This is a genomic window from Streptomyces sp. HUAS YS2 (genome assembly GCF_033343995.1).
GTDB lineage: Bacteria > Actinomycetota > Actinomycetes > Streptomycetales > Streptomycetaceae > Streptomyces > Streptomyces solicathayae.
In genome coordinates this window covers 4,118,718-4,136,786 of sequence record NZ_CP137573.1, presented here as the reverse complement: position 1 = coordinate 4,136,786, position 18,069 = coordinate 4,118,718, and the positions used below count along the sequence as shown (strand labels likewise).

Sequence of the window (18,069 nt, the reverse complement as noted above, 5' to 3'; positions counted from 1 at the left end):
GTCAGCCCTCCCCTTCGGAGGCTCCGTCGAGCGCCCGGAACACGGGCAGTTCCAACTCCTCGTCGAACCGCTGGAACGCGAGGCGTACCGGCATCCCGATCCGCACCTTGTCGTACGGCACACCGACGACGTTGCTGATCATCCGCACGCCCTCCGCCAGCTCGATCAGCCCGACCGCGTACGGGGGGTCGAAGGCGGGGAAGGGCGGGTGGTGCATCACGACGTACGAGTAGACGGTGCCCTCGCCGCTCGCCTCGACGGTGTCCCAGTCCTGCCCGCCGCACGCGTTGCAGCCAGGCAGCCAGGGGAACCGGAGGGTTTCGCAGCCGGTGCAGCGCTGAATGAGCAGCCGGTGCTCGGCGACGCCCTCCCAGAACCCGGCGTTGTCCCGGTTGATCACGGGCCGGGGGCGCCGGGGCTCGTCCTTTCCGGTGGGCCTCGGGGTCCGTGCGGCGGGGGCGTACTTGAGGACCCGGAACCGGTGCGTGCCGGCGAGTTCGCCGTTCGCCCGGACGTCCATCCGGGTCGTGACGAAGTACCCGGTGCCGAGCTTGGTCGTCTTGCGCGGCGAGACGGACTCGATCACCGAGTCGAAGGTGATCACGTCACCGGGACGGAGCGGTCGCAGGTACTCCTGCTCGCAGTCGGTCGCGACGATGGAGGTGCAGCCCGCCTCGTCGAGCAGCGCGGACAGCTCCTCGTACGCGGAGGAGAGGCCGGCGTGCCCGGACAGGCCGCCCATCGTCCAGGCCTGCAGCATGGTCGGCGGGGCGACAGCGTCCGGCCCGGTGTACGCGGGGTGGGCGTCGCCCATGGCCTCGCACCAGTGCCGGATCATCGGCTCGTTGACGGGGTCCTTGCCGCGCCCGGCGGTGGTGTTGGGCAGGCCCTCGAAGCCCTTGAGCCGCTCGTACAGAGGGTCGGTGTCGGTCATCGTCGTCCCCTCGTCCGCATCCCGAGCCGCATGGTCGCGACGATCTCCCGCTGGACCTCGCTCACCCCGCCGCCGAAGGTGTTGATCTGCGCGGCGCGGTTCATCCGCTCCAGCTCGCCGTCCCCGAACGCCCCGGGCGATCCGGCGCGGACCAGGCCCGCGTCCCCGGCGATCTCCTGGCAGATCCGGTACACCTCGACCGCGGACTCGGTGCCCGCGAACTTCACCCCGCTCGCGTCACCGGGCAGCAGCCGGCCGGCCCCCACGTCACCGACCAGCCGCCAGTTGAGCAGCCGGGTCGCGGCGAGCCGGGCGTACGCCTCGGCAGCCCGCGCCCGTACCCACGGCTGGTCGATCCGGCGGCGGCCGGTGACCGGGTCGGGGGTGCGGGCGGCGGCGAGCGCGGCGTCGAAGAAGTCCTCGGCCTGCATGCCGATGGCGGCGAGGGCGACGCGTTCGTGGTTGAGCTGGTTGGTGATCAGGCCCCAGCCGGCGTTCTCCGCGCCGACCAGGTTGCCGGCCGGGACGCGGATCGAGTCGTAGTACGTCGCGGTGGTCGTCAGACCGCCGACGGTGTCGATCGGGGTCCAGGAGAAGCCCGGCGCGTCGGTGGGGACGAGGACGATGGAGATGCCGCGGTGCGGGGGAGCGTCCGGGTCGGTGCGGCAGGCGAGCCAGATCCAGTCGGCGTTCTGGGCGTTGGAGGTGAAGATCTTCTGCCCGTCGATCAGCCACTCTCCCCCACTCTCGGCTTCTCCCCCAGCCTCCGGCCGGGAGGGGTCCCCAGAGCGGGAGGTGCCCCCATCGTCCCGGACGGCCTTCGTGCGGAGGGAGGCGAGGTCGGTGCCGGCCTCGGGCTCGCTGTAGCCGATGGCGAAGACGATCTCGCCGCGCAGGATGCCGGGGAGGAAGGACGCCTTCTGCTCGTCGGTGCCGTACTTCATCAGGGTCGGGCCGACGGTGTTGAGGGTGACCATCGAGACGGGCGCGCCGGCCCGGTACGCCTCGTCGAAGAACACGAACTGCTCGTCGGGGCCGCGGCCCTGGCCGCCGTACTCCTCCGGCCAGCCGAGGCCCAGCATGCCGTCGCCGCCGATGCGGCGCAGCAGTCGGCGCTGGGCGGCGGTGTCGCCGGGGGGCGGGGGCCCGTCGGGCATCACGTCGCGGAAGTACGCGCGGAGCTCGGCGCGCAGCCGGAGCTGGCGCTCGGTCGGGGCGAGGTGCACGGCGGGGGCCTCCCGGTGTCCGCTCGGACGATCAGCGTTTCTGACTGTCCGTCAGATCGCAGTCGGCTGTCAAGGTTCCGGCGGCGGCGGAGCCCCCGGGAACACGGAGGGCGGAGCCCGCGGGAACGCGGAACGGCCCGCACGCCGGCACCGAAGTACCGTCGCGCGAGCCGTCGTTCACCCCGCCGTCACGCCCCCCGTCGGACCGGACCCGTAGGCGTCGCTACGGTCTACCACCACAGCGGGTAGAAGGTGACGGACGTGTTGTCCTGGTCGATCGCGGTGAAGGCCGAGCCGTTCACGCTGGCGGTGTTGTTCTGGTTGGAGGCGCCGGAGCCGGTGGCCACCTGCTGGGTGGTCGTCGAGTTGCCGAAGTTGTCGCCGCCCACACCGCTGCCGACGATCGAGGCCACACTCGTATTCGATCCGTCGTCCGCGAATCCGCCGTTGTCGGCCTGGGCCACCCCGCCGAAGACCGCGGCGGCGAGGGGGAGGGCGGCGACGGCGGCGACGATGCGGGCGGTACGGATGCTTGCCATGTTCATTTCCTCCAGGAACGCGGTGCGGAACTGCGCTCTGCAGTCCTGCACTCGGCAGAAGTACGGCTGAAATCAAGGCAGTTGGCCGACCGCCTCGATCGTTTCTCACGACGTCGCGAGACCAGAGTTGCCCAACGAATCCCCGGCGAACCACCCCGGAGCGGCCGATTCCCCCTCAAGCGTGAGGACAAGTCGATAAACGTCCCGCTCACCCCGGAAGCCGCAGCTCACACGCCTGGGGGAGCGGCACCGAGGCGCCACCCGGGCGCCGCAAGGGGGAAAGCGTTCCGGCAGATTTTCAGCCAATCTCCCCCCGGCCGCTTTCCGCTTCCCTTCTTCGAACGTGCGTACGAAACTAGAGTCATGGCGAACCCTGACCGGCAGACCGCCACCCTGGCCCTCGCCCACGCGCTGTCCGCGGCAGAGCGCGGGCTCCCCGTCATCCCCCTGTCCCCCACGAAGCTCCCGGCGCTGCGCTCCCCGCACCACGACGACGCCCCCGGCACGGCCCGCTGCCGCGGCGAGTGCGGGCTGCCCGGCCACGGCGTCCACGACGCGACGACCGACCCGGCGGCGGTACGCGCCCTGTTCGCGGCCGCGCCCTGGGCCACCGGCTACGGCATCGCCTGCGGCCGGCCGCCGCACCACCTCATCGGCGTCGACCTCGACACCAAGGGCGACACCGACGCGGTGGCATCACTCCGCGAACTCGCCCTCCGCCACCTGTTCACGCTCCCGCCGACGGTCACGGTCCTCACCCCGAGCGGCGGCCGCCACCTGTGGCTGACCGGCCCGCCGGACGTCGTGGTCCCCAACTCGGCGAGCCGGCTCGCCCCCGGCATCGACATCCGCGGCTCGGGCGGCTACCTGGTCGGCCCCGGCTCGGTCACCGCCCACGGCGCGTACCGCCTGGCCCCGGGCACCGCCGACCGCGACCCGGCCCCCTGTCCACGGGCCCTGCTCCACCTCGTCGCCCCGCCGGCCCGCACCCGCACGAAGCCGGCGACGACCCGCGCTCCGCACGGCGAAGGCCTGATCGCCTTCGTCCTCGCGGCCCACGAGGGCCAGCGCAACACCCGTCTCTTCTGGGCCGCCTGCCGCGCCTACGAGAACGGCCTCGGCAACAGCTTCGCGGAGCGCCTGGTCTCCGCCGCCCTCCACACCGGCCTCACCGAGGAGGAGGCCCGCGCCACCCTGGCCTCGGCCGCCCGCCTCACCACCCCGCCACGAACGGACCGTTGAGCGTCCGGCAGCTCGCCGGTGCCGGCCGCGCCGGTCGGGCCGCGCCGGTCCGGCCGGCACCGGGTCGACGTCCATGTCGGATTCCTGCCGGAAGTCGGTGCGGGGCCGGTGTTTCACTGCGTCCATGACCACCGCGCAGCCGAACAAGGCCCATCTCTTCCGCTCCCTGCACACCCCCGCCGCGCCCCTCCTGCTGGCCAATGTCTGGGACGTCGCGAGCGCCCGCGTCGTCGAGGCCGCGGGCGCCCCCGCGATCGCCACCACCAGCGCCGGCGTCGCGTGGTCGCTGGGCGCTCCGGACGGCGACGTCCTCACCCGGGACCGCGCGCTGGACGCGATCGCCCGCATCGTCGCGTCCGTCGCGGTTCCCGTCACCGCCGACATCGAGGGCGGCTACGGGAAGGACGCCGACGAGGTCGCCGAAACCGTCGCCGGCGTACTCGCGGCGGGCGCCGCCGGCATCAACATCGAGGACGGCACCCGGCCCCCGGAGGAGCTCGCGGCGCGGCTGGCCGCGGTCCGGCGGACCGTCGGCCGGGCCGGCACCGACCTGTTCGTCAACGCGCGGATCGACACCTACCTGTTCGAGCTCGGCGACCCGGACACCCGGCTCGCGGACACGCTGGCCCGGGCGCGCCGCTACGTCGAGGCGGGCGCGGACGGCATCTTCGTCCCCGGCGTCACCGACGCCGCCACCATCGAGGCGCTGGCCGGCGACATCTCCGTACCGCTGAACGTCATGGCGGGCCCCGGCACCCCGGCCGTCCCCGAGCTCGGCGCCCTGGGCGTGGCCCGCGTCAGTCTCGGTGCGGGCGTGGCGCAGGCCGCCTACGCCGCCGCCCGCCGCACCGCGCAGGAGTTCTACCGCACCGGTGGCTACGACTCGCTCTCCGAGGGCATCGCCTTCCCGGAACTCAACACCCTGCTCGCCGAGGCCCGCTGACCGAAGACCCGCGAACGAGGCCCACTGCCCGAGGACCCCGCGAACGGGCCGGTGGGCGCCGGTTCAGTCGCCGGAGTAGCCCCAGAAGTAGATCTCCCGCGGCTCCCCCTGCTCGTCATGGAGCACGGCGCACCGCCCGTACCAGCGCCAGTGGTCGAACTCCTCGAACCGCGGCACGTGCTCCCTGGTGAGCCGCCGCGTGCCGAGGACCCGCAGCGCCTCCTCCTCGGTCACCTGCTTGACCGTGCCGTAGTCCGGCTCCTCGTCGGACCCGATGATCCGGAAGATGTCGAGGATCGAGTGCGTCCCGTCGTGCTGGACGAGCTCGTGCCCCCACAGCTCCTCCTCGGTCTCGGGCCACGGCAGCCGCTCCTCCTCCGGCAGGTAGTCGCCGCCCGGCCCCCAGTAGTAGTCCCGCTCCGCGAAGACCTTCCGCCGCAGCCCCTCGAACGCCCCGACCAGATCCTCCTGATACGGCACCGCGTAGTCCCACCCCGACGCGCCCATACGTCCCTCCCACCCAGCTCGGCCAGATCGAACCGGACGCTAACAGCGGGCACTGACACCGCCGCTCGGCGGCCACACCCACCGGAACAGAAGCGGCCCCCGACCTGAACACCAGGTCGGGGGCCACTTCACCAGGGCGGTGGGTGTGGGATTTGAACCCACGGTGACATCGCTGCCACGACGGTTTTCAAGACCTTTCGGCGATCAAGGCCGCCGTGCGCTCCGCCACAGGTCAGACGCGCGCAGGGACACCGGCAGAGCCATCGTCATCGTCATCGTGCCCCTTGCGTGCCCCATCGGCCTTCTCGTGTCCTTCGAGCCAGGCGTCAGAAGCGGTAGCCACCTCTGCGTCACGGCCGGCCACGGGGCGAGCGTAATGCCGGGTCGTGACACTCGCGTTCGAGTGGCCGAGTCGATGAGCCGCGGTCATCACACCGTACTGATCGGCAACCCAGGTGCCATGGGACGCGCGCAGATCATGCGGGGTGACGTCCGAGAGGCCGGCCGCCGCGACCGCCGGGTCGAAGTGCGCCTTGCGCCACTGGTTGTAGCGCAGCGGCCGACCGAAGCTGTTCGTGAAGAGGAGCGCGTCATCACCGCCCGGCAGTGTGTCGAGGTACGCACCCAGCCTCTTCGCCAGCGTCGGCGCCAGGGTCAGCACACGCTTCTGATGCGACTTCGGGGTGTCGAAGACCAGGGCCCCGTTCGCTTCGGCAAGGTTCTCGTCCACCACCAGGAGGCGGCCCGCTACGTCGACGTCCACGCGACGGATTGCGAACGCCTCACCGACTCGGAGGCCGGCGAAGGCGAGCAGCGCGATCAGCAGGTCATGCGGTGCGCTGGCACTCCGAACGATCCGTGACGCCTCCACCTGCGTCAGGATGTGTGGCTCGGTCTGCGGCATCCGAGGAAGGCGCACACCGCGGCACGGAGTCTGCGCGATCAGGTCGTTGTCGACGGCCGAGGCCATGACCTGGGACAGCACCCGGTACGCCTGCCGGATCCGCGAGGCGCTGAGCCCTGCACCCTTCATGTCGGCGATCCACTCAGCCACAGTGATCGGTCGAAGACTGGACAGCTCGCGGTCACCAAGCGCGGGATTGATCCGCGACTCGATCAGCGACCGGTACGACGCCTGCGTCTTGTGCTTGAGCTGGGGCGCGACAGCAGCCAGCCAGCGAGCCGCCCAATCCCGCACGGTGGTTGCACCCTCCGCCGGATCGATCCAGCGCCCGTCCTCGATCTCCACGCGCTTCTTGGCCAGCCAGAGATCTGCGTCGGTCGTGGTGGCGAAGGTCCGGTCAGCCGGGCGAAGGACACCATCAGGGCCGGGGTAGCGCGCCTGATAGCGGCCTGAGGGCAGCTTGCGCACCCGCCCGAAGCTCCGGCGAGACTTCCTCTTGCGGGCCATCAGGCAGCCCTCCTCAGCCGAGCCACGGGCCGGATGATGACCGGCTGAACCGTGTTGGCATCGACGAACGCCGAGACGGCGCTCTCGGGAATGCGGACATGCCGGCCGACCTTCACGAACGTGATCCGACGCTCCTCGATCAGCCGCCGCGGGAACCGCACGGTGGTGCCGAGGAGTTCGGCAACCTGGTCAACGTTGAGCAGTCGGTCCATGGTCACCACTCCCCCATGGTGTCGGTGACTTCGAGTTCGGCGCGGATGTCACGGGCTTGCTCGCGTTGGTGCTGAAGGTCCCGGCGTACATTGGCGGCGAGCCAGGACTCTCCGGGCGTGTGACCGTGGCCGGCGTAGGACCAGTGGGCGAGGGTCAGCGTCGTTCCCTCTGCGTCGTCCGGGTCGGGCAGTCCGAGGGCGGCGCGTTGCTGGGCGGCGCGGTAGTCGGCGCGGACCTGTCGGAGTGCGCCGAGGGTGGTCGAGTAGCTGCGGGACTTGCTGGAGAAGTGGCCGCGGAAGCCGAGCATGTGGGCCCAGTCCCGTAACTTCCGGTCGGGGTACAGGGCGTGCAGGTCGAGGCACGCCGCGATGAGCCGGGCGGGGTGGTCGGGCACGTCGAGCAGGATCAGGGCTTCCTTATTGCCGATCCGGCGGTCAACGGTGCCGGTGGTCTCGGCCGCCTTGGTGGCGTACTTGGCCACGTAGGAGGCAACGGCCTGTTCGGTGATCTCTTCGCCGTTGCCGAAGGCCCCGATGGGCTGCACGTCGAGCTGAGTGCCCCACTGGAGGCGGCGGGCCGGTTGGTCGTCGACCGCGGGCACGTCGACTGCGACGCGGGCGGCAGCGGCCCGGATCGAGTCGTCCAGCAGGCGGAGGGTGGCCCAGGCCGGCGGAGGACTCAACGGCCCGTCGGGTCCGTCGAAGCGGATCACGGCATGGAAGTGGACGGCTCCGCGCTTCTGGTACTCGGCGACCTTGCCGAAGGACACACGGGACAGCTCACGAGCGGCCTTCTGCGTCAGGCCGGCACCGCGGGCGATCTCTCGGCGCAGGTAGATCGTGAAGTACCGCCACAGCTCGGAGGCATGGTTGTTCCACAGCACGGCACCGGCGTAGTCGTACTCGTCCGGGTCGAGCGGCGTGCCGAGTTCGGGCGCGTCCTCGGCGTGGCGGGTGCCGCAGCGGCAGGACCGCTTGCCGGGGCGGTTGTGGACCGGCCCGAACGAGGGGGCGGTGAGGGTGGCGAAGACCCGCGGGTGATCCCGGATGGTCTCGGGGGTGCCCTTGGTCGGGTCGCCGATGAGGCCGGCGCGGATGAGGTGGTACGTGTCCCCGGCGTAGGTCCATGCGCACGACGGGCACCGTGAGGCGCGGCGGTTGCCGCAGGCGACGCGGAGGAAGCCGCCCGGCTCATCGGCGGTCGAGTACGAGTGGAGGACGTGTCCGGTGCCGGCGTCGCGGGTGACGGTGGAGCCCTGAAGGCGGATCGGGTCGGTGCAGCCGCCGGTGCGGCGGATCTGCTCTTGGATGCGGTCGAAGCCGGTGGACCCGGCCAGCCTCAGCACATCGGCGAGGGTGGCCGGGTCCAGGCCCGCCGCAGTAGCGGCGTCGGTCACGTGATCACTTCCCGTGGGCGGTGCCGTGGTGGGCATTCCAGCCCGTGACGAGGGTGGCGACCTGGGTGTCTCCGGTGGCGGAGGCTGAAGCGCCGCAGTGGCAGACGGCCTTGGCCGATGCGGGGGCGGACGGAGACGGCTTGCTGATGTGCAGGCCGGGGCGGTCCGGGGTGGGGGTGAGGTCAGCCACGGCCGGTCGCCTCCGCGGCATCGGCGGTGAGGGCGTCGAGGGTGTCGGCTGCCTCAGTTGCGGCGGCGGCGAGGTCTCGCAGGGCGTCGGCGGAACCGGAGGAGGTGAGAAGCGCGATCTCGATGTCGTCCCCCTCGATGCGGAGGCTGACGAAGGGGCGGAAGTTGTCGGGGAAGGGGGTGACGCGGACGCGGGTGTCCGGCCGAAGGTGACCGTTGACGGTGATGCCATCCACTCCGATCACCGCCCGACCGAGGCGAGGGCCGCGGGGGCCGTGTGGCCGAGGCCCCGGCAGGTGGGGCACGCGACGTGGAGGGTGGCGCGGGTGCCGTCGCGGTGGCGGGTGCCGGTGGTGATGGCGGCGATGGCGAAGCCGTCGCAGGCGCGACAGACGCGCGTGTTCTGGGCGTGCTGAGGCATGATGGGGCTTCCCTTTCGGGTCTTGAGGGATCTGGAAGGTGGAAGGCACCCGGGGCGGCGGAAGTTTGGCGACGGAGGCCGCCCCGGGGGCCGTCAGCGTCGGCGGTTGCGGCGCTTGGAGTAGGCGGGCGGGATGGCGTCGTAGGAGTCGCGTCCGCTCTCGAACGAGGCGCGGTCCGTGTCGCTCATGCCGGCCGTGCCGATCTGCCGGTTGATCCGGCCGAGGCTCTTCCGGTCGCCGTGGCGCTTGGCGATGGCGTACTCGCGGCCCAGTTCGGCCATCTCCGGGTTGGACGGGGTGTCGTTGTTCTTGCGGCTGAAGAGGCCCATGTCAGTGCTTCCTTTCCTGGTTGAGCAGGGACTTGATGACGACGGCGCACACGGCCACGGAGGCGGCGGTGATGGCGACCGCGAGGAGCATGGAGACCAGGACCGTGCCGACGACCAGGACCGCGGCGGTACCGCCACCGACGAGGGCGAGCGCGGCGCCGGGGGTGATCTGCACGGTGCGGCGGTTCGGGGCGGGGGCGACCGGGGCCGGGGCCGGTGCCGGTGCCGGTGTGATGGTGGCCGGGGTGTTGTCGGTCGTGATCACGCGGGGCGGGGCCGCGGGGGCGGTGTCCAGGGGCGGGTACTTCGGGGTGAACATGGAGCTTCCTCCTGTCACGCGTTGCAGCGGTGGGTGCGGGCGGCGAGTTCGGCCGCCGAGCGGTCGCGGTGCTCCGTGGAGAAGCCGCAGCCGGGGGCGGTGCAGGCGGCGGTGTGTCGGGTCTGGCCGCGGCCGTTGTTGTAGGTGCCGACCTTGACCGGGCCGACCTTGATCACGTCGTAGAAGCGGTTCGGGCGCATCTCGTGAATCTCCTTCCTGATCAGGCGAGTTGGAGCTGAGCAGCGATCGCGTTGCAGGTCGGGCCCGGCAATCCGAGCCGCGCGGAGAGCGCATCGGCGCTGATCGGCTGCCCTGTGGAGGCTCGGTGCGCGTCTGCGATCGAGCGGGCGTGGTCGAGCAAGGCCCGCGGCACGGCCGGGGCGTCGGCGGGAAGCGCGGCCGGTGCCGGTGCCAGTTCCTCGGGCGGTGCGGGACTCTCCGCCGGTGCCGGCACCGGGTCGGGCTGGTCGATGCGCTGCACTTCGACCGCTGGCACCAGCGGCTCCGGGGTCGGTTCCGGCTCCGGGGTCGTCGGTCCGGGTGCGTGGGCGAGGAGGGTGCCGCCGAGGAAGGCCAGGGCGGGCCAGCCGGCGACGAGGATGCGCAGCCAGTCCGGGACGTCCCCCATGTCGAGCAGTCCCGCGGTGGCGACGTTGGCACCGAGCGATGCCGTGAGCGCGATGGCGAACCAGAACCACGCGTCGCGGTTGCCCGCGTCCGATCGCATCCGACGCCAGGCGGCGACCAACAGCAGGTCGACGCTGACCGGGTAGGCCCATGCCTTCCAACCGTCCTGCCCGGCAGCCGCGGCCAGGTCGTGCAGGTGCGCGAAGGACAGAGCACCGGCAATCACGGCCTGCACGAGAACGGCATCGGGTCGGATCGAGCGGTTCACGATGACCGCTCCTCACCGGCCGGCGCTTCGCCGGTGCCGAGGCAGGTGAGGCAGAGGCCGGACTGTTCGCCGACGACACGGCGCTTGCGTCCGACGCGGACGGTGTGGGAGACCTCCCCGCGGCCCTCGCACGAGGGGCAGGGCACGGGCTTCACGTTGGTGGGCGTAGCCATGGCAGTCCCCTACTCCGTGACAGGCCGCGGCTTGACCAGGGACGGGCCGCGGGCGGGAAGGTCGGCGGGCACGTGCGGGCGGTACGGGTCGAGGGCCGGCAGCTCCGGGACAAGGTGGGCGTACTCCCGGCAGACCGCCGCCGCCTCATCGCGCGACGTACGCGGAGTGCGGATCTTGACCCAGCCACCGGAGGAGTCCGCGGCGACCGCGGTTCCGGGACGTTCGGCCGGGATCAGGCCGGCAGGCATGACCGCGTCCGGGGCCACATCGGCAAGCCCCATCTCGGCGGTCTGCTTGTCGTTGACGCGGTGCACCACACGGCCGGTGAGCTGGGCACGGAGCATGGTCGCGCCCCTGCCGAGTTCGGAACCGAACCGCTGGCCGCACACCTCCAGGTAAATCCCGACCGCACGAGCCATCTGCCCGAGCCTGATCAGCGCGGTGACGATCCGCTCCCGACGCTCCTCATCCTTCTTCGAGGAGATCAAGAACAGCTCCGCCACCTCATCCACCAGGACGACAATCGGCACCGGCCGTAACCCCTCCGGCAGCTCCCAGACATCCGAGACACCGTGGAGACTCAGCAGGTCGAAGCGCGATTCCATCTGCTCGACCAGGACATCCAGCAGCGACGCAGAAGCATCCGGCGTGATCGCCAGAGCCGACAGCCGAGGCGCGTACGCCGACTGCTCGACCCCGCGCTTGCAGTCGATCCCGACCAGCGCAACCGGCACCTGCGCGAGACTCTTGATCAGGCTCCGCTGATACACGGACTTGCCCGACTGGTTGGCCCCGAGCGTCAGCGCATGCGGCACCTTCTGATAGTCCCGGACGTACGCAGTGCCATCCTCGCGAAGCGCCACCGGCACAGCCAGACCGTCAATGCGAGTCGCACGCGGCATCCGGACCCGGCGCAGCACGTCGTAGCCGGTCATCCGCAGCTCGACGAACCCGGGCTTGGTCTCGGCGACGGTCACCGAGTGCACTCCCCAGGCATGCCTCAGTCGCTCGGAGGCCGCGATCACGTCGGCCGGTTCCAGGCCGGCGGGGAGCCGCAGGGTCACCCGCAGGCCGGTCGAAGTGCCGCGGACCCGGCGCACCTTGGGCGCGACCGGCAGCACCTCACGGCGCGCGACGTTCCGGGTGAGGAACGCCCGCAGACGCGAGGGCTGAACGGTCAGCCCGCAGACGTCCATGGTCGAGCGGTACGTCAGAGTGAACCGGCCCCAGGTGACCGGCAGTCCGACCAGCGACCAGTACACGCGAGGGGCGCGTACCTTCGCGTAGCCGAGACCGCCGGCACCAGCAAGGAGGCCCGTCGCCTCAAGCACCGCGGACAGGTCGGTCATCTCAGGCCGCCGAGGTGACCGCGACCGCGCGGAACGAGATGCCGTGCCGCTTCTGGCCGTTGAACTCGTTCTCCCAGTCGCGGGCCTTGAGGCCGACCACCCGCACCGGCGCGCCGGGCGCGAGACCCGCGGGGATGCCGGTCTCCGGGACGGTCACCTGATACAGGTTGCCTTCGCCCTCGTCCGAGATCAGCAGGCCCACCGTCGACAGGCCGGCGCCGGTCTCCCGGTCCATGGCGCGCTCCCCGGTCTTCTGGCTGACGAGCTTCGGCACGGGCGCGGTCGCGACGAACACCACGGCGGTCGAAAGGTCGATCTTGAAGGACGGCATGTCCACACTCCCGGTAAGAGGGGCTTAACACCCCGGGCGTCGACCCCGCCTCTGTTAAGGGGGGGTTACCACCCCAAGATGCACCCGACTGGCGCGAGGTGTCAACCCCCCCTTAGCATGCGCCGTATGAAGAGAGATCTCTGTCAGGTTCCGCGAGGTGTTCGCCTTGATTGAAGAAGTGCGACGCGTCGCCGACATGCAAGATCACGCGCTCCGCGTGAGAGCCGCTGTGGACCTGATGGGAGAGCTGCAAGCTGCCGTCGTCGAGACCTCGCGGATGCGCAAGGAGAGCATTGCTTGGCTGCGTGATCACGGGTATTCGATGGCCGACGTGGCGAAGCTGATGGGCGTCAGTCGGGCGCGCGTCGCACAGCTCCGTGACGCCGGCCCCGCGCCGGAGCGAGTGTTCCTTGGCACCGAGCGCGCACAGGTGCTCGTCCCCATGCGTCCGGGCGAGCGCGACTACGTGGCGCTGGAGGACAGCTCCGCGGGGCAGAAGCTGGTGGCGCTGGCCCATCAGTTCCAGCTCGATGGAGACCTGGGGTACATCCCGACGACCGGCGAAGTCGACCTCAACCGCGAAGACCTCATCGTCGTTTGCGGCCCCAAGACCTCCTCCATGACTGCGGCAGCTCTCCAGGCCGACCCCCGGCTCTCGTTCGAGACGCTGCCGGACGGCCGATGGGCGCTCATCGAGCGGGCGAGCGGCAAGACGTACACCTCCCCGAGCGATGATCCGGACAACCCCGCCCCCTCAGACGTGGCGTACCTGGGTCGCCTCCCGCGGCCTGACGGGCAGGGCACGTTCCTGCTGATCGCTGGCGTGCACGCCGTTGGCTCCCTGGGAGTCGCGCACTTCCTCACCGAGCATCTGGCGAACCTCTACAAGCAGGCCGGCATGGCTCAGTTCTCGATGGTCGTCGGCTGCGACTACGAGCCGGGGACGAAGACGATCGAACACAGCCGAGCAGCCAGCGAGGTGCTTCTGCACGAGGCGAGTTGAGATGCACGTCGCCCTGTCCAGTGCCGCCCGTCCCGGGGGGTCCAACGAAGACTTCGCCGTTGGCAGTGCTGAATGCGTGGTGGTTCTCGACGGAGCCGGCACGCCCGAAGGGCTGCCCACTGGGTGTATTCACGGCGTGGCGTGGTTCGCCCGGACGCTGGGCAGCGCGCTGCACAGCGAAGCCGTCGAGGCCCGGGGGAACTTGGCCGGCTGTCTCGCCACGGCCATTCGGAACACGACGGATCTTCACCGCGGCACCTGCGACGTCGACAGCCCGTTCTCACCATCGGCGACGGTCGCCGTCCTGCGAAGCCGGGGCGCGGAGGCCGAGTGGCTCGTTCTGGGTGACGCCGCTCTCGTCCTCGACCACGGGGGAGAGCCCGAGGTCATCACTGATCAACGCCTAGCGGGGGTGGCAAGCGAAGAACGAGCGGCCCTGAGAACAGCCGTGCCGGGATCAGTCGAGGAGGGGCGCACACACACCAGACTGGTCCAGGCCGAGCGAGCAATGCGCAACACACCGGGCGGGTACTGGGTAGCCGCCGCAGACCCGGGCGCCGCGGAGGAAGCGATCACGGGCAGCACGCCCCTTGCACACGTGAGACGGGCAGCGCTTCTTACCGACGGTGCGGCCCGGTTCGTGGACACGTTCGCTCTCGGGGACTGGTCAGCCTGCCTCGACACACTGCAACAACACGGGCCGGCCGACCTCATCAAGCAGGTGCGCGACGCCGAGTTCAGCGACCCAGCCCTTGACCGATGGCCCCGCTCCAAGATGCACGACGATGCAACTGTGATCTTCGCCCGCCCCTAGGAGCGAGCTGTTACAGGTTTCTCTACCTCATCAAGGCACCCGGCTGCGCTGCCGCTCCGCCGGGCGCGCTTCCCGGCTCCGCTCCGCGCTGCGCTCCTGCCTTCGGCCCGCTCCGCGCGCACTACGCCGACGCGCGCCCCTGCAAGACGGGATAGGCCCAAGGGCATGAGTCGAGCCCCAACGCCGCGGTTCCATCTGTCACCGACATGCCTCCGGCGGGGGCCTCAGGCTCCGGGATGGCGGGGCGCCATACGCAGGTGCCGGCCGGTGGGGTGTGGCGGTGGGGACTCCCATCCCGTCTGCCATCGACCCAGGACAAGCCGAGCAGACACGGCACCGGGCGTCCAGGTCGTTCGTACAGTGGCGCGCTCCACCTGGACGCCCGGCACCGCGCCCGCTCCACATACGTGTGGGCCGACGGCAGACGGGATGGGAGTTCGAGTCGACGAAGGTTGTTTTCCGGCGGACCCGAGTCGCCCACTAGAAGCATTGCGTCGTACGCTGACAGTGCGTCTACCGAGATTCGTTCGGGTGAGGGAACTGTGGCCCTCTAGACACGGAGGCCACGATCCGGTCCAATGACACTCCTCCGGACTGCTCGACGCACGACCGCGAGGGCAAGGGAAGAGGGGTGAAAGGCCAGTGGCCCTCCACCCCTCACGGGTAAAACTGGCGCTAGATGGCGGCAACCATCAAGTGCCTCGGCTAGGCGGTACGCGCCTGGCTCAGCGTCCGGTAGGCGGCTTCGCCCTTGCGGTCGATGCACGGCGGGAACGTGGCACCAGCCTCATGGAACGTGGACACACCGTACTGATCGGTGTAGACGCCAGTGGCCGGAACCCTCTGTCCGGTCTTCCACTCGCCGTTGGGGCCCATCGGCCCATGTCGTCGGGTCATTCCGATTCTCCTTGTGAGTAGTGATTCAGTGAACGTTGTGGATCTGAGTGCACGGCGGGCCGCGACTCAAGGCGATGGGGCGAGCGCCACGTGCCCCTGCGGAAGCGGCTGGTTCGAACTTCGCGTTCCTGGCAGCGCGAAGCAGGGAGCCGTCTGCATGCGCCCGGACGGATCGATTTCGGGGTATGCGGGAGTCCCGCACTGCATGGAGTGCGGGACTCCATGGGCACCCCGATAGCCACGCAATAGCCTTCATCACCCCCCCTCACCGGCCCGAGGTTCATCGCCCGCGTCGGTATACACGGGCGTGCTTGCTACCCACGAGCGGTCAGGCATGCGATCGACAAGTCCCGCCCGCAACGCACGCTGATACGTCATGTTGATCGCGGATTTGGGCGCCTTCCAGGTCGGGTCGACCCAGCCGCGCCGGCGCCACTCATCGACGATCTCCTGCATCCGCATAGGCCGACCCGAGTCGAGCAAGACCTGCGCGGCCCTCCGCAAGGACAAGGAGGGCGCGTCCCTCCTCGACAGAGACGCCGACACAGCGGTTCCGCTCACGGGAGTGGCAGCACCGTCGGCCTGCCGCCCCTCGTGGCTCCGGACGGAGTCTCCCGGTTCGAAGATCTGCTTGAGCCCGTACACAACGGACCGCAGGTTGTGCACGCGCTCCTGTACCTCCCGAAGCTCGGATTCAGCCTCCGCGAGTTGCCGTTGCGCCACCCCCAACGCCCTCCGGAGTGCCTGGTTCTCTCCCATGGTTTAAGACCATACCACATCTGAACGCCATCGTGGGTGGCAACGTTTAAACAGGGAGTTGAAGTGTGTTCCTGGCTTTACCTCTGCAGAGCAGGAAGTCACCTTTGAATCGAAGACCCATGGGCCCGAAAGGAGCTATGAAAGGATGGATTCCACGCCGCTCGAACAAACGCCCTGCCTGCGGAAACACCGCCAGCTGAACGCCCGACTCCCATCACGAACCAGCTCGGCGAGAGCGACCAGCGCGGTAGCCCCTCGGACCTGAGCCGGCCACCGAAGGGCGCGTCCGCGATGCGCAACCATCGGACCGTGGAGGGAACCGTGCCCCTCCCGTGCCCGATCCAACGGGAACCGTCGGGGAACCACGGTGATGGGCGGGCATCAAGAATGAGAACGGCCCCTGACCGTTCATCCTGGTCAGGGGCCGCTTCACGGTGCGGTGGGTGTGGGATTTGAACCCACGGTGACTTGCGCCACGACGGTTTTCAAGACCGTTCCCTTAGGCCGCTCGGGCAACCCACCCTCGCCCCTGTTCGGGGCGTGGGGGACAGCCTAGCCCGTCAGTTGTCGCCCGTGCGCTTGCCGAGGGTGATCGTGACGGTGGTGGGCTTGCCGTCGCGTTCGTAGGTGAGCTTGACCTGGTCGCCCGGCTGGTGGGTCCAGATCTCGGAGATCAGCGTCGGGCCGCTGTCGATCTGCTTGCCGCCGAACTCGGTGATCACGTCGCCCGCCTTCAGGCCCGCCTTCGCCGCCGGGCCGTCCGCGGTGACCGCCGGGGTGCCGCCCGCGCCCTGCTGGGAGATGGTGGCGCCCTCGCCCTTGTCCGTCATGTTCACCATCGCGCCGATCACCGGGTACACCGGATCGCCGCTCTTGATCAGCTGCTCCGCGACGTTCTTCGCCTGGTTGATCGGGATCGCGAAGCCGAGGCCGATCGAGCCGGCCTGGGACTGGCCCATGCCGCTGCCGGCCGACTGGATCGCCGAGTTGATGCCGATCACCGCGCCGCTCGCGTCGAGCAGCGGGCCGCCGGAGTTGCCCGGGTTGATCGACGCGTCCGTCTGCAGCGCGCTCATGTACGAGTTGCTCCCGCCGGAGCCGTCGCCGGAGGCCACCGGCCGGTTCTTCGCGCTGATGATGCCCGTGGTGACCGTGTTCGACAGGCCGAACGGCGCGCCGATCGCGATCGTCGAGTCGCCGACGGCGACCTTGTCGGAGTTGCCCAGCGGCAGCGGGACGAGGCCGGACGGCGCGTTCTTGAGCTTCAGCACCGCCACGTCGTAGCCCTGTGCCCGGCCGACCACCTCGGCGTCGTACGTCTTGCCGTCGGAGAAGGTCGCCGAGAGGGTGCCGCCGTCCGCCGCGGAGGCGACCACGTGGTTGTTGGTGAGGATGTGGCCTTCCTTGTCGTAGACGAAGCCGGTGCCCGTGCCGCCCTCGCCGTCCGCGCCGCCGGACTTCGCCTGGATGGTGACGACGCTCGGCAGCGCCTTGTTCGCCACCGCCGCGACCGTGCCCGGCGCCCGCTTGAAGTCGGCGGGGGAGGTGCCGGACGAGACGGTCGTGGAGCCGACGGTCTCGTCGCCGCTCTGCGCCGCCCAGTAGCCGATGCCGCCGCCGACGCCGCCCGCGACGAGCGCCGCCGCGAGGACCGCCGCGACCAGTCCGCCGGTCCGCCTGCGCGGTGCCTGCGGCCCGGGCGCGGCCTCGGGCGGCGCGCCCCAGGCCGGTCCGCCACCGCCGCCGGCCTGGGCGTACGCGGGCTGGGCCGGGGGAGGCGGCGGCCAACCGCCGGCCTGGGCCGGAGCCTGCGCCGGGGCCGGGGGCTGGGCGTGCGCCGGTTCCTGGGCGTGCGCCGCGGCCGGGGCCTCGGTCGGCGCCGGAGGGGTCGGGGGCAGCGGTGCCGTGGCCGGCTCGGGCCGGGGGGAGTGCTCTGGCCGGTCCGCCGGCACCGCCGCCGTCGGAGCAGACTCGACCGGTGCGGGCGGAACGGGAGGTGCGGGAGGTGCGGACGGGGCACTCTGGTCCGCCGGAACCTCGGCGCCCTCGTTCTCGGTGCTCACAGCTCTCTCCTCGGTATCACTGCGCAGGTCATCTGTCCGTGGTCAGCTTTTCCCACCGGCCGTCAGGCCACTGTAAGCGGGACCTGTGCGTTCGCCCAGCATTCTTTATCTCCG

The 18,069-nt window shown here is 70.6% G+C and carries 24 protein-coding genes and 1 tRNA gene; 4 read left to right on the top strand and 21 right to left on the bottom strand.

The window, feature by feature from the left end:
• Window position 1: 1 nt before the first annotated feature.
• The 3 genes from R2D22_RS19025 to R2D22_RS19015 form a co-directional block, all read right to left on the bottom strand.
• Window positions 2-934: a bifunctional MaoC family dehydratase N-terminal/OB-fold nucleic acid binding domain-containing protein gene (locus R2D22_RS19025; protein WP_318105124.1), complete on the bottom strand. Its 933-nt coding sequence runs from the start codon at window positions 932-934 to the stop codon at window positions 2-4.
• Window positions 931-2,160 (bottom strand): acyl-CoA dehydrogenase family protein, encoded by a 1,230-nt coding sequence (locus tag R2D22_RS19020; protein WP_318105122.1) that lies wholly within the window; start codon window positions 2,158-2,160, stop codon window positions 931-933. Before R2D22_RS19020 ends, R2D22_RS19025 begins: the two co-directional genes overlap by 4 nt.
• A gap of 230 nt (window positions 2,161-2,390) precedes the next feature.
• The gene (locus tag R2D22_RS19015) at window positions 2,391-2,699 is read right to left on the bottom strand and encodes a hypothetical protein (protein ID WP_318105121.1); all 309 of its coding nucleotides are present in this window, start codon (window positions 2,697-2,699) and stop codon (window positions 2,391-2,393) included.
• 363 nt (window positions 2,700-3,062) lie between these two features.
• On the opposite strand from R2D22_RS19015, the gene R2D22_RS19010 reads away from it, so the two are divergent.
• Window positions 3,063-3,941 (top strand): bifunctional DNA primase/polymerase, encoded by an 879-nt coding sequence (locus tag R2D22_RS19010; RefSeq protein ID WP_318105119.1) that lies wholly within the window; start codon window positions 3,063-3,065, stop codon window positions 3,939-3,941.
• Between the two features lie 124 nt (window positions 3,942-4,065).
• Complete coding sequence (locus R2D22_RS19005; protein ID WP_318105117.1) at window positions 4,066-4,884, top strand: isocitrate lyase/PEP mutase family protein; 819 nt, start codon at window positions 4,066-4,068, stop codon at window positions 4,882-4,884.
• Between the two features lie 63 nt (window positions 4,885-4,947).
• On the opposite strand, the gene R2D22_RS19000 is transcribed toward R2D22_RS19005, so the two are convergent.
• The 14 genes from R2D22_RS19000 to R2D22_RS18935 form a co-directional block, all read right to left on the bottom strand.
• Complete coding sequence (locus R2D22_RS19000; protein ID WP_318105115.1) at window positions 4,948-5,391, bottom strand: hypothetical protein; 444 nt, start codon at window positions 5,389-5,391, stop codon at window positions 4,948-4,950.
• Between the two features lie 232 nt (window positions 5,392-5,623).
• Entirely contained in the window at window positions 5,624-6,802 is a 1,179-nt protein-coding gene (locus tag R2D22_RS18995; protein ID WP_318105113.1) for a tyrosine-type recombinase/integrase, read from the bottom strand.
• Window positions 6,802-7,014 carry an excisionase family DNA-binding protein gene (locus R2D22_RS18990; protein WP_318105111.1) on the bottom strand — a complete coding sequence of 71 codons (213 nt, stop codon included), beginning with the start codon at window positions 7,012-7,014 and terminating at the stop codon, window positions 6,802-6,804. Before R2D22_RS18990 ends, R2D22_RS18995 begins: the two co-directional genes overlap by 1 nt.
• A gap of 2 nt (window positions 7,015-7,016) precedes the next feature.
• On the bottom strand, window positions 7,017-8,411 hold the full coding sequence (repSA, locus tag R2D22_RS18985; RefSeq protein WP_318105109.1) for a replication initiator protein RepSA: 1,395 nt from the start codon (window positions 8,409-8,411) through the stop codon (window positions 7,017-7,019).
• 4 nt (window positions 8,412-8,415) lie between these two features.
• Complete coding sequence (locus tag R2D22_RS18980; protein WP_318105108.1) at window positions 8,416-8,601, bottom strand: hypothetical protein; 186 nt, start codon at window positions 8,599-8,601, stop codon at window positions 8,416-8,418.
• Window positions 8,594-8,845 (bottom strand): hypothetical protein, encoded by a 252-nt coding sequence (locus R2D22_RS18975; RefSeq protein WP_318105107.1) that lies wholly within the window; start codon window positions 8,843-8,845, stop codon window positions 8,594-8,596. Before R2D22_RS18975 ends, R2D22_RS18980 begins: the two co-directional genes overlap by 8 nt.
• Complete coding sequence (locus R2D22_RS18970; RefSeq protein WP_318105105.1) at window positions 8,842-9,021, bottom strand: hypothetical protein; 180 nt, start codon at window positions 9,019-9,021, stop codon at window positions 8,842-8,844. The genes R2D22_RS18975 and R2D22_RS18970 overlap by 4 nt, the downstream gene beginning before the upstream one ends.
• 93 nt (window positions 9,022-9,114) lie before the next feature.
• Window positions 9,115-9,351 (bottom strand): hypothetical protein, encoded by a 237-nt coding sequence (locus R2D22_RS18965; protein ID WP_318105104.1) that lies wholly within the window; start codon window positions 9,349-9,351, stop codon window positions 9,115-9,117.
• 1 nt (window position 9,352) lies between these two features.
• Window positions 9,353-9,670 carry a SpdD protein gene (locus R2D22_RS18960; protein WP_318105103.1) on the bottom strand — a complete coding sequence of 106 codons (318 nt, stop codon included), beginning with the start codon at window positions 9,668-9,670 and terminating at the stop codon, window positions 9,353-9,355.
• Between the two features lie 14 nt (window positions 9,671-9,684).
• A complete protein-coding gene (locus R2D22_RS18955; RefSeq protein WP_318105101.1) occupies window positions 9,685-9,870 on the bottom strand; it encodes a mobile element transfer protein in 186 nt (61 codons plus the stop codon).
• A gap of 20 nt (window positions 9,871-9,890) precedes the next feature.
• On the bottom strand, window positions 9,891-10,565 hold the full coding sequence (locus tag R2D22_RS18950; RefSeq protein ID WP_318105100.1) for a DUF2637 domain-containing protein: 675 nt from the start codon (window positions 10,563-10,565) through the stop codon (window positions 9,891-9,893).
• Window positions 10,562-10,738 (bottom strand): hypothetical protein, encoded by a 177-nt coding sequence (locus tag R2D22_RS18945; RefSeq protein ID WP_318105099.1) that lies wholly within the window; start codon window positions 10,736-10,738, stop codon window positions 10,562-10,564. The genes R2D22_RS18950 and R2D22_RS18945 overlap by 4 nt, the downstream gene beginning before the upstream one ends.
• A 9-nt stretch (window positions 10,739-10,747) precedes the next feature.
• Entirely contained in the window at window positions 10,748-12,088 is a 1,341-nt protein-coding gene (locus R2D22_RS18940; protein ID WP_318105098.1) for an FtsK/SpoIIIE domain-containing protein, read from the bottom strand.
• A 1-nt stretch (window position 12,089) separates the two neighbouring features.
• The gene (locus R2D22_RS18935; RefSeq protein WP_318105097.1) at window positions 12,090-12,419 is read right to left on the bottom strand and encodes an SCO3933 family regulatory protein; all 330 of its coding nucleotides are present in this window, start codon (window positions 12,417-12,419) and stop codon (window positions 12,090-12,092) included.
• A gap of 157 nt (window positions 12,420-12,576) precedes the next feature.
• Between R2D22_RS18935 and R2D22_RS18930 the strand changes: the two genes are divergently transcribed.
• Together R2D22_RS18930 and R2D22_RS18925 are read left to right on the top strand one after the other, a co-directional pair.
• Window positions 12,577-13,422: a sigma-70 family RNA polymerase sigma factor gene (locus R2D22_RS18930; protein WP_318105096.1), complete on the top strand. Its 846-nt coding sequence runs from the start codon at window positions 12,577-12,579 to the stop codon at window positions 13,420-13,422.
• Window position 13,423: 1 nt separating this feature from the next.
• Window positions 13,424-14,236, top strand: coding sequence for a protein phosphatase 2C domain-containing protein (locus tag R2D22_RS18925; protein ID WP_318105094.1), 813 nt, complete (start codon window positions 13,424-13,426; stop codon window positions 14,234-14,236).
• A gap of 705 nt (window positions 14,237-14,941) precedes the next feature.
• On the opposite strand, the gene R2D22_RS18920 is transcribed toward R2D22_RS18925, so the two are convergent.
• The 4 genes from R2D22_RS18920 to R2D22_RS18905 all read right to left on the bottom strand — a co-directional run bounded on the left by R2D22_RS18920 (window position 14,942) and on the right by R2D22_RS18905 (window position 17,955).
• Complete coding sequence (locus R2D22_RS18920; RefSeq protein WP_318105093.1) at window positions 14,942-15,133, bottom strand: hypothetical protein; 192 nt, start codon at window positions 15,131-15,133, stop codon at window positions 14,942-14,944.
• Between the two features lie 255 nt (window positions 15,134-15,388).
• Entirely contained in the window at window positions 15,389-15,892 is a 504-nt protein-coding gene (locus R2D22_RS18915; protein ID WP_318105092.1) for a hypothetical protein, read from the bottom strand.
• A 437-nt stretch (window positions 15,893-16,329) separates the two neighbouring features.
• Window positions 16,330-16,414: transfer RNA gene (locus tag R2D22_RS18910), tRNA-Ser, on the bottom strand.
• Between the two features lie 38 nt (window positions 16,415-16,452).
• Window positions 16,453-17,955, bottom strand: a complete 1,503-nt coding sequence (locus tag R2D22_RS18905; RefSeq protein ID WP_318105090.1) for a S1C family serine protease — start codon at window positions 17,953-17,955, stop codon at window positions 16,453-16,455.
• Between the last annotated feature and the right edge of the window lie 114 nt (window positions 17,956-18,069).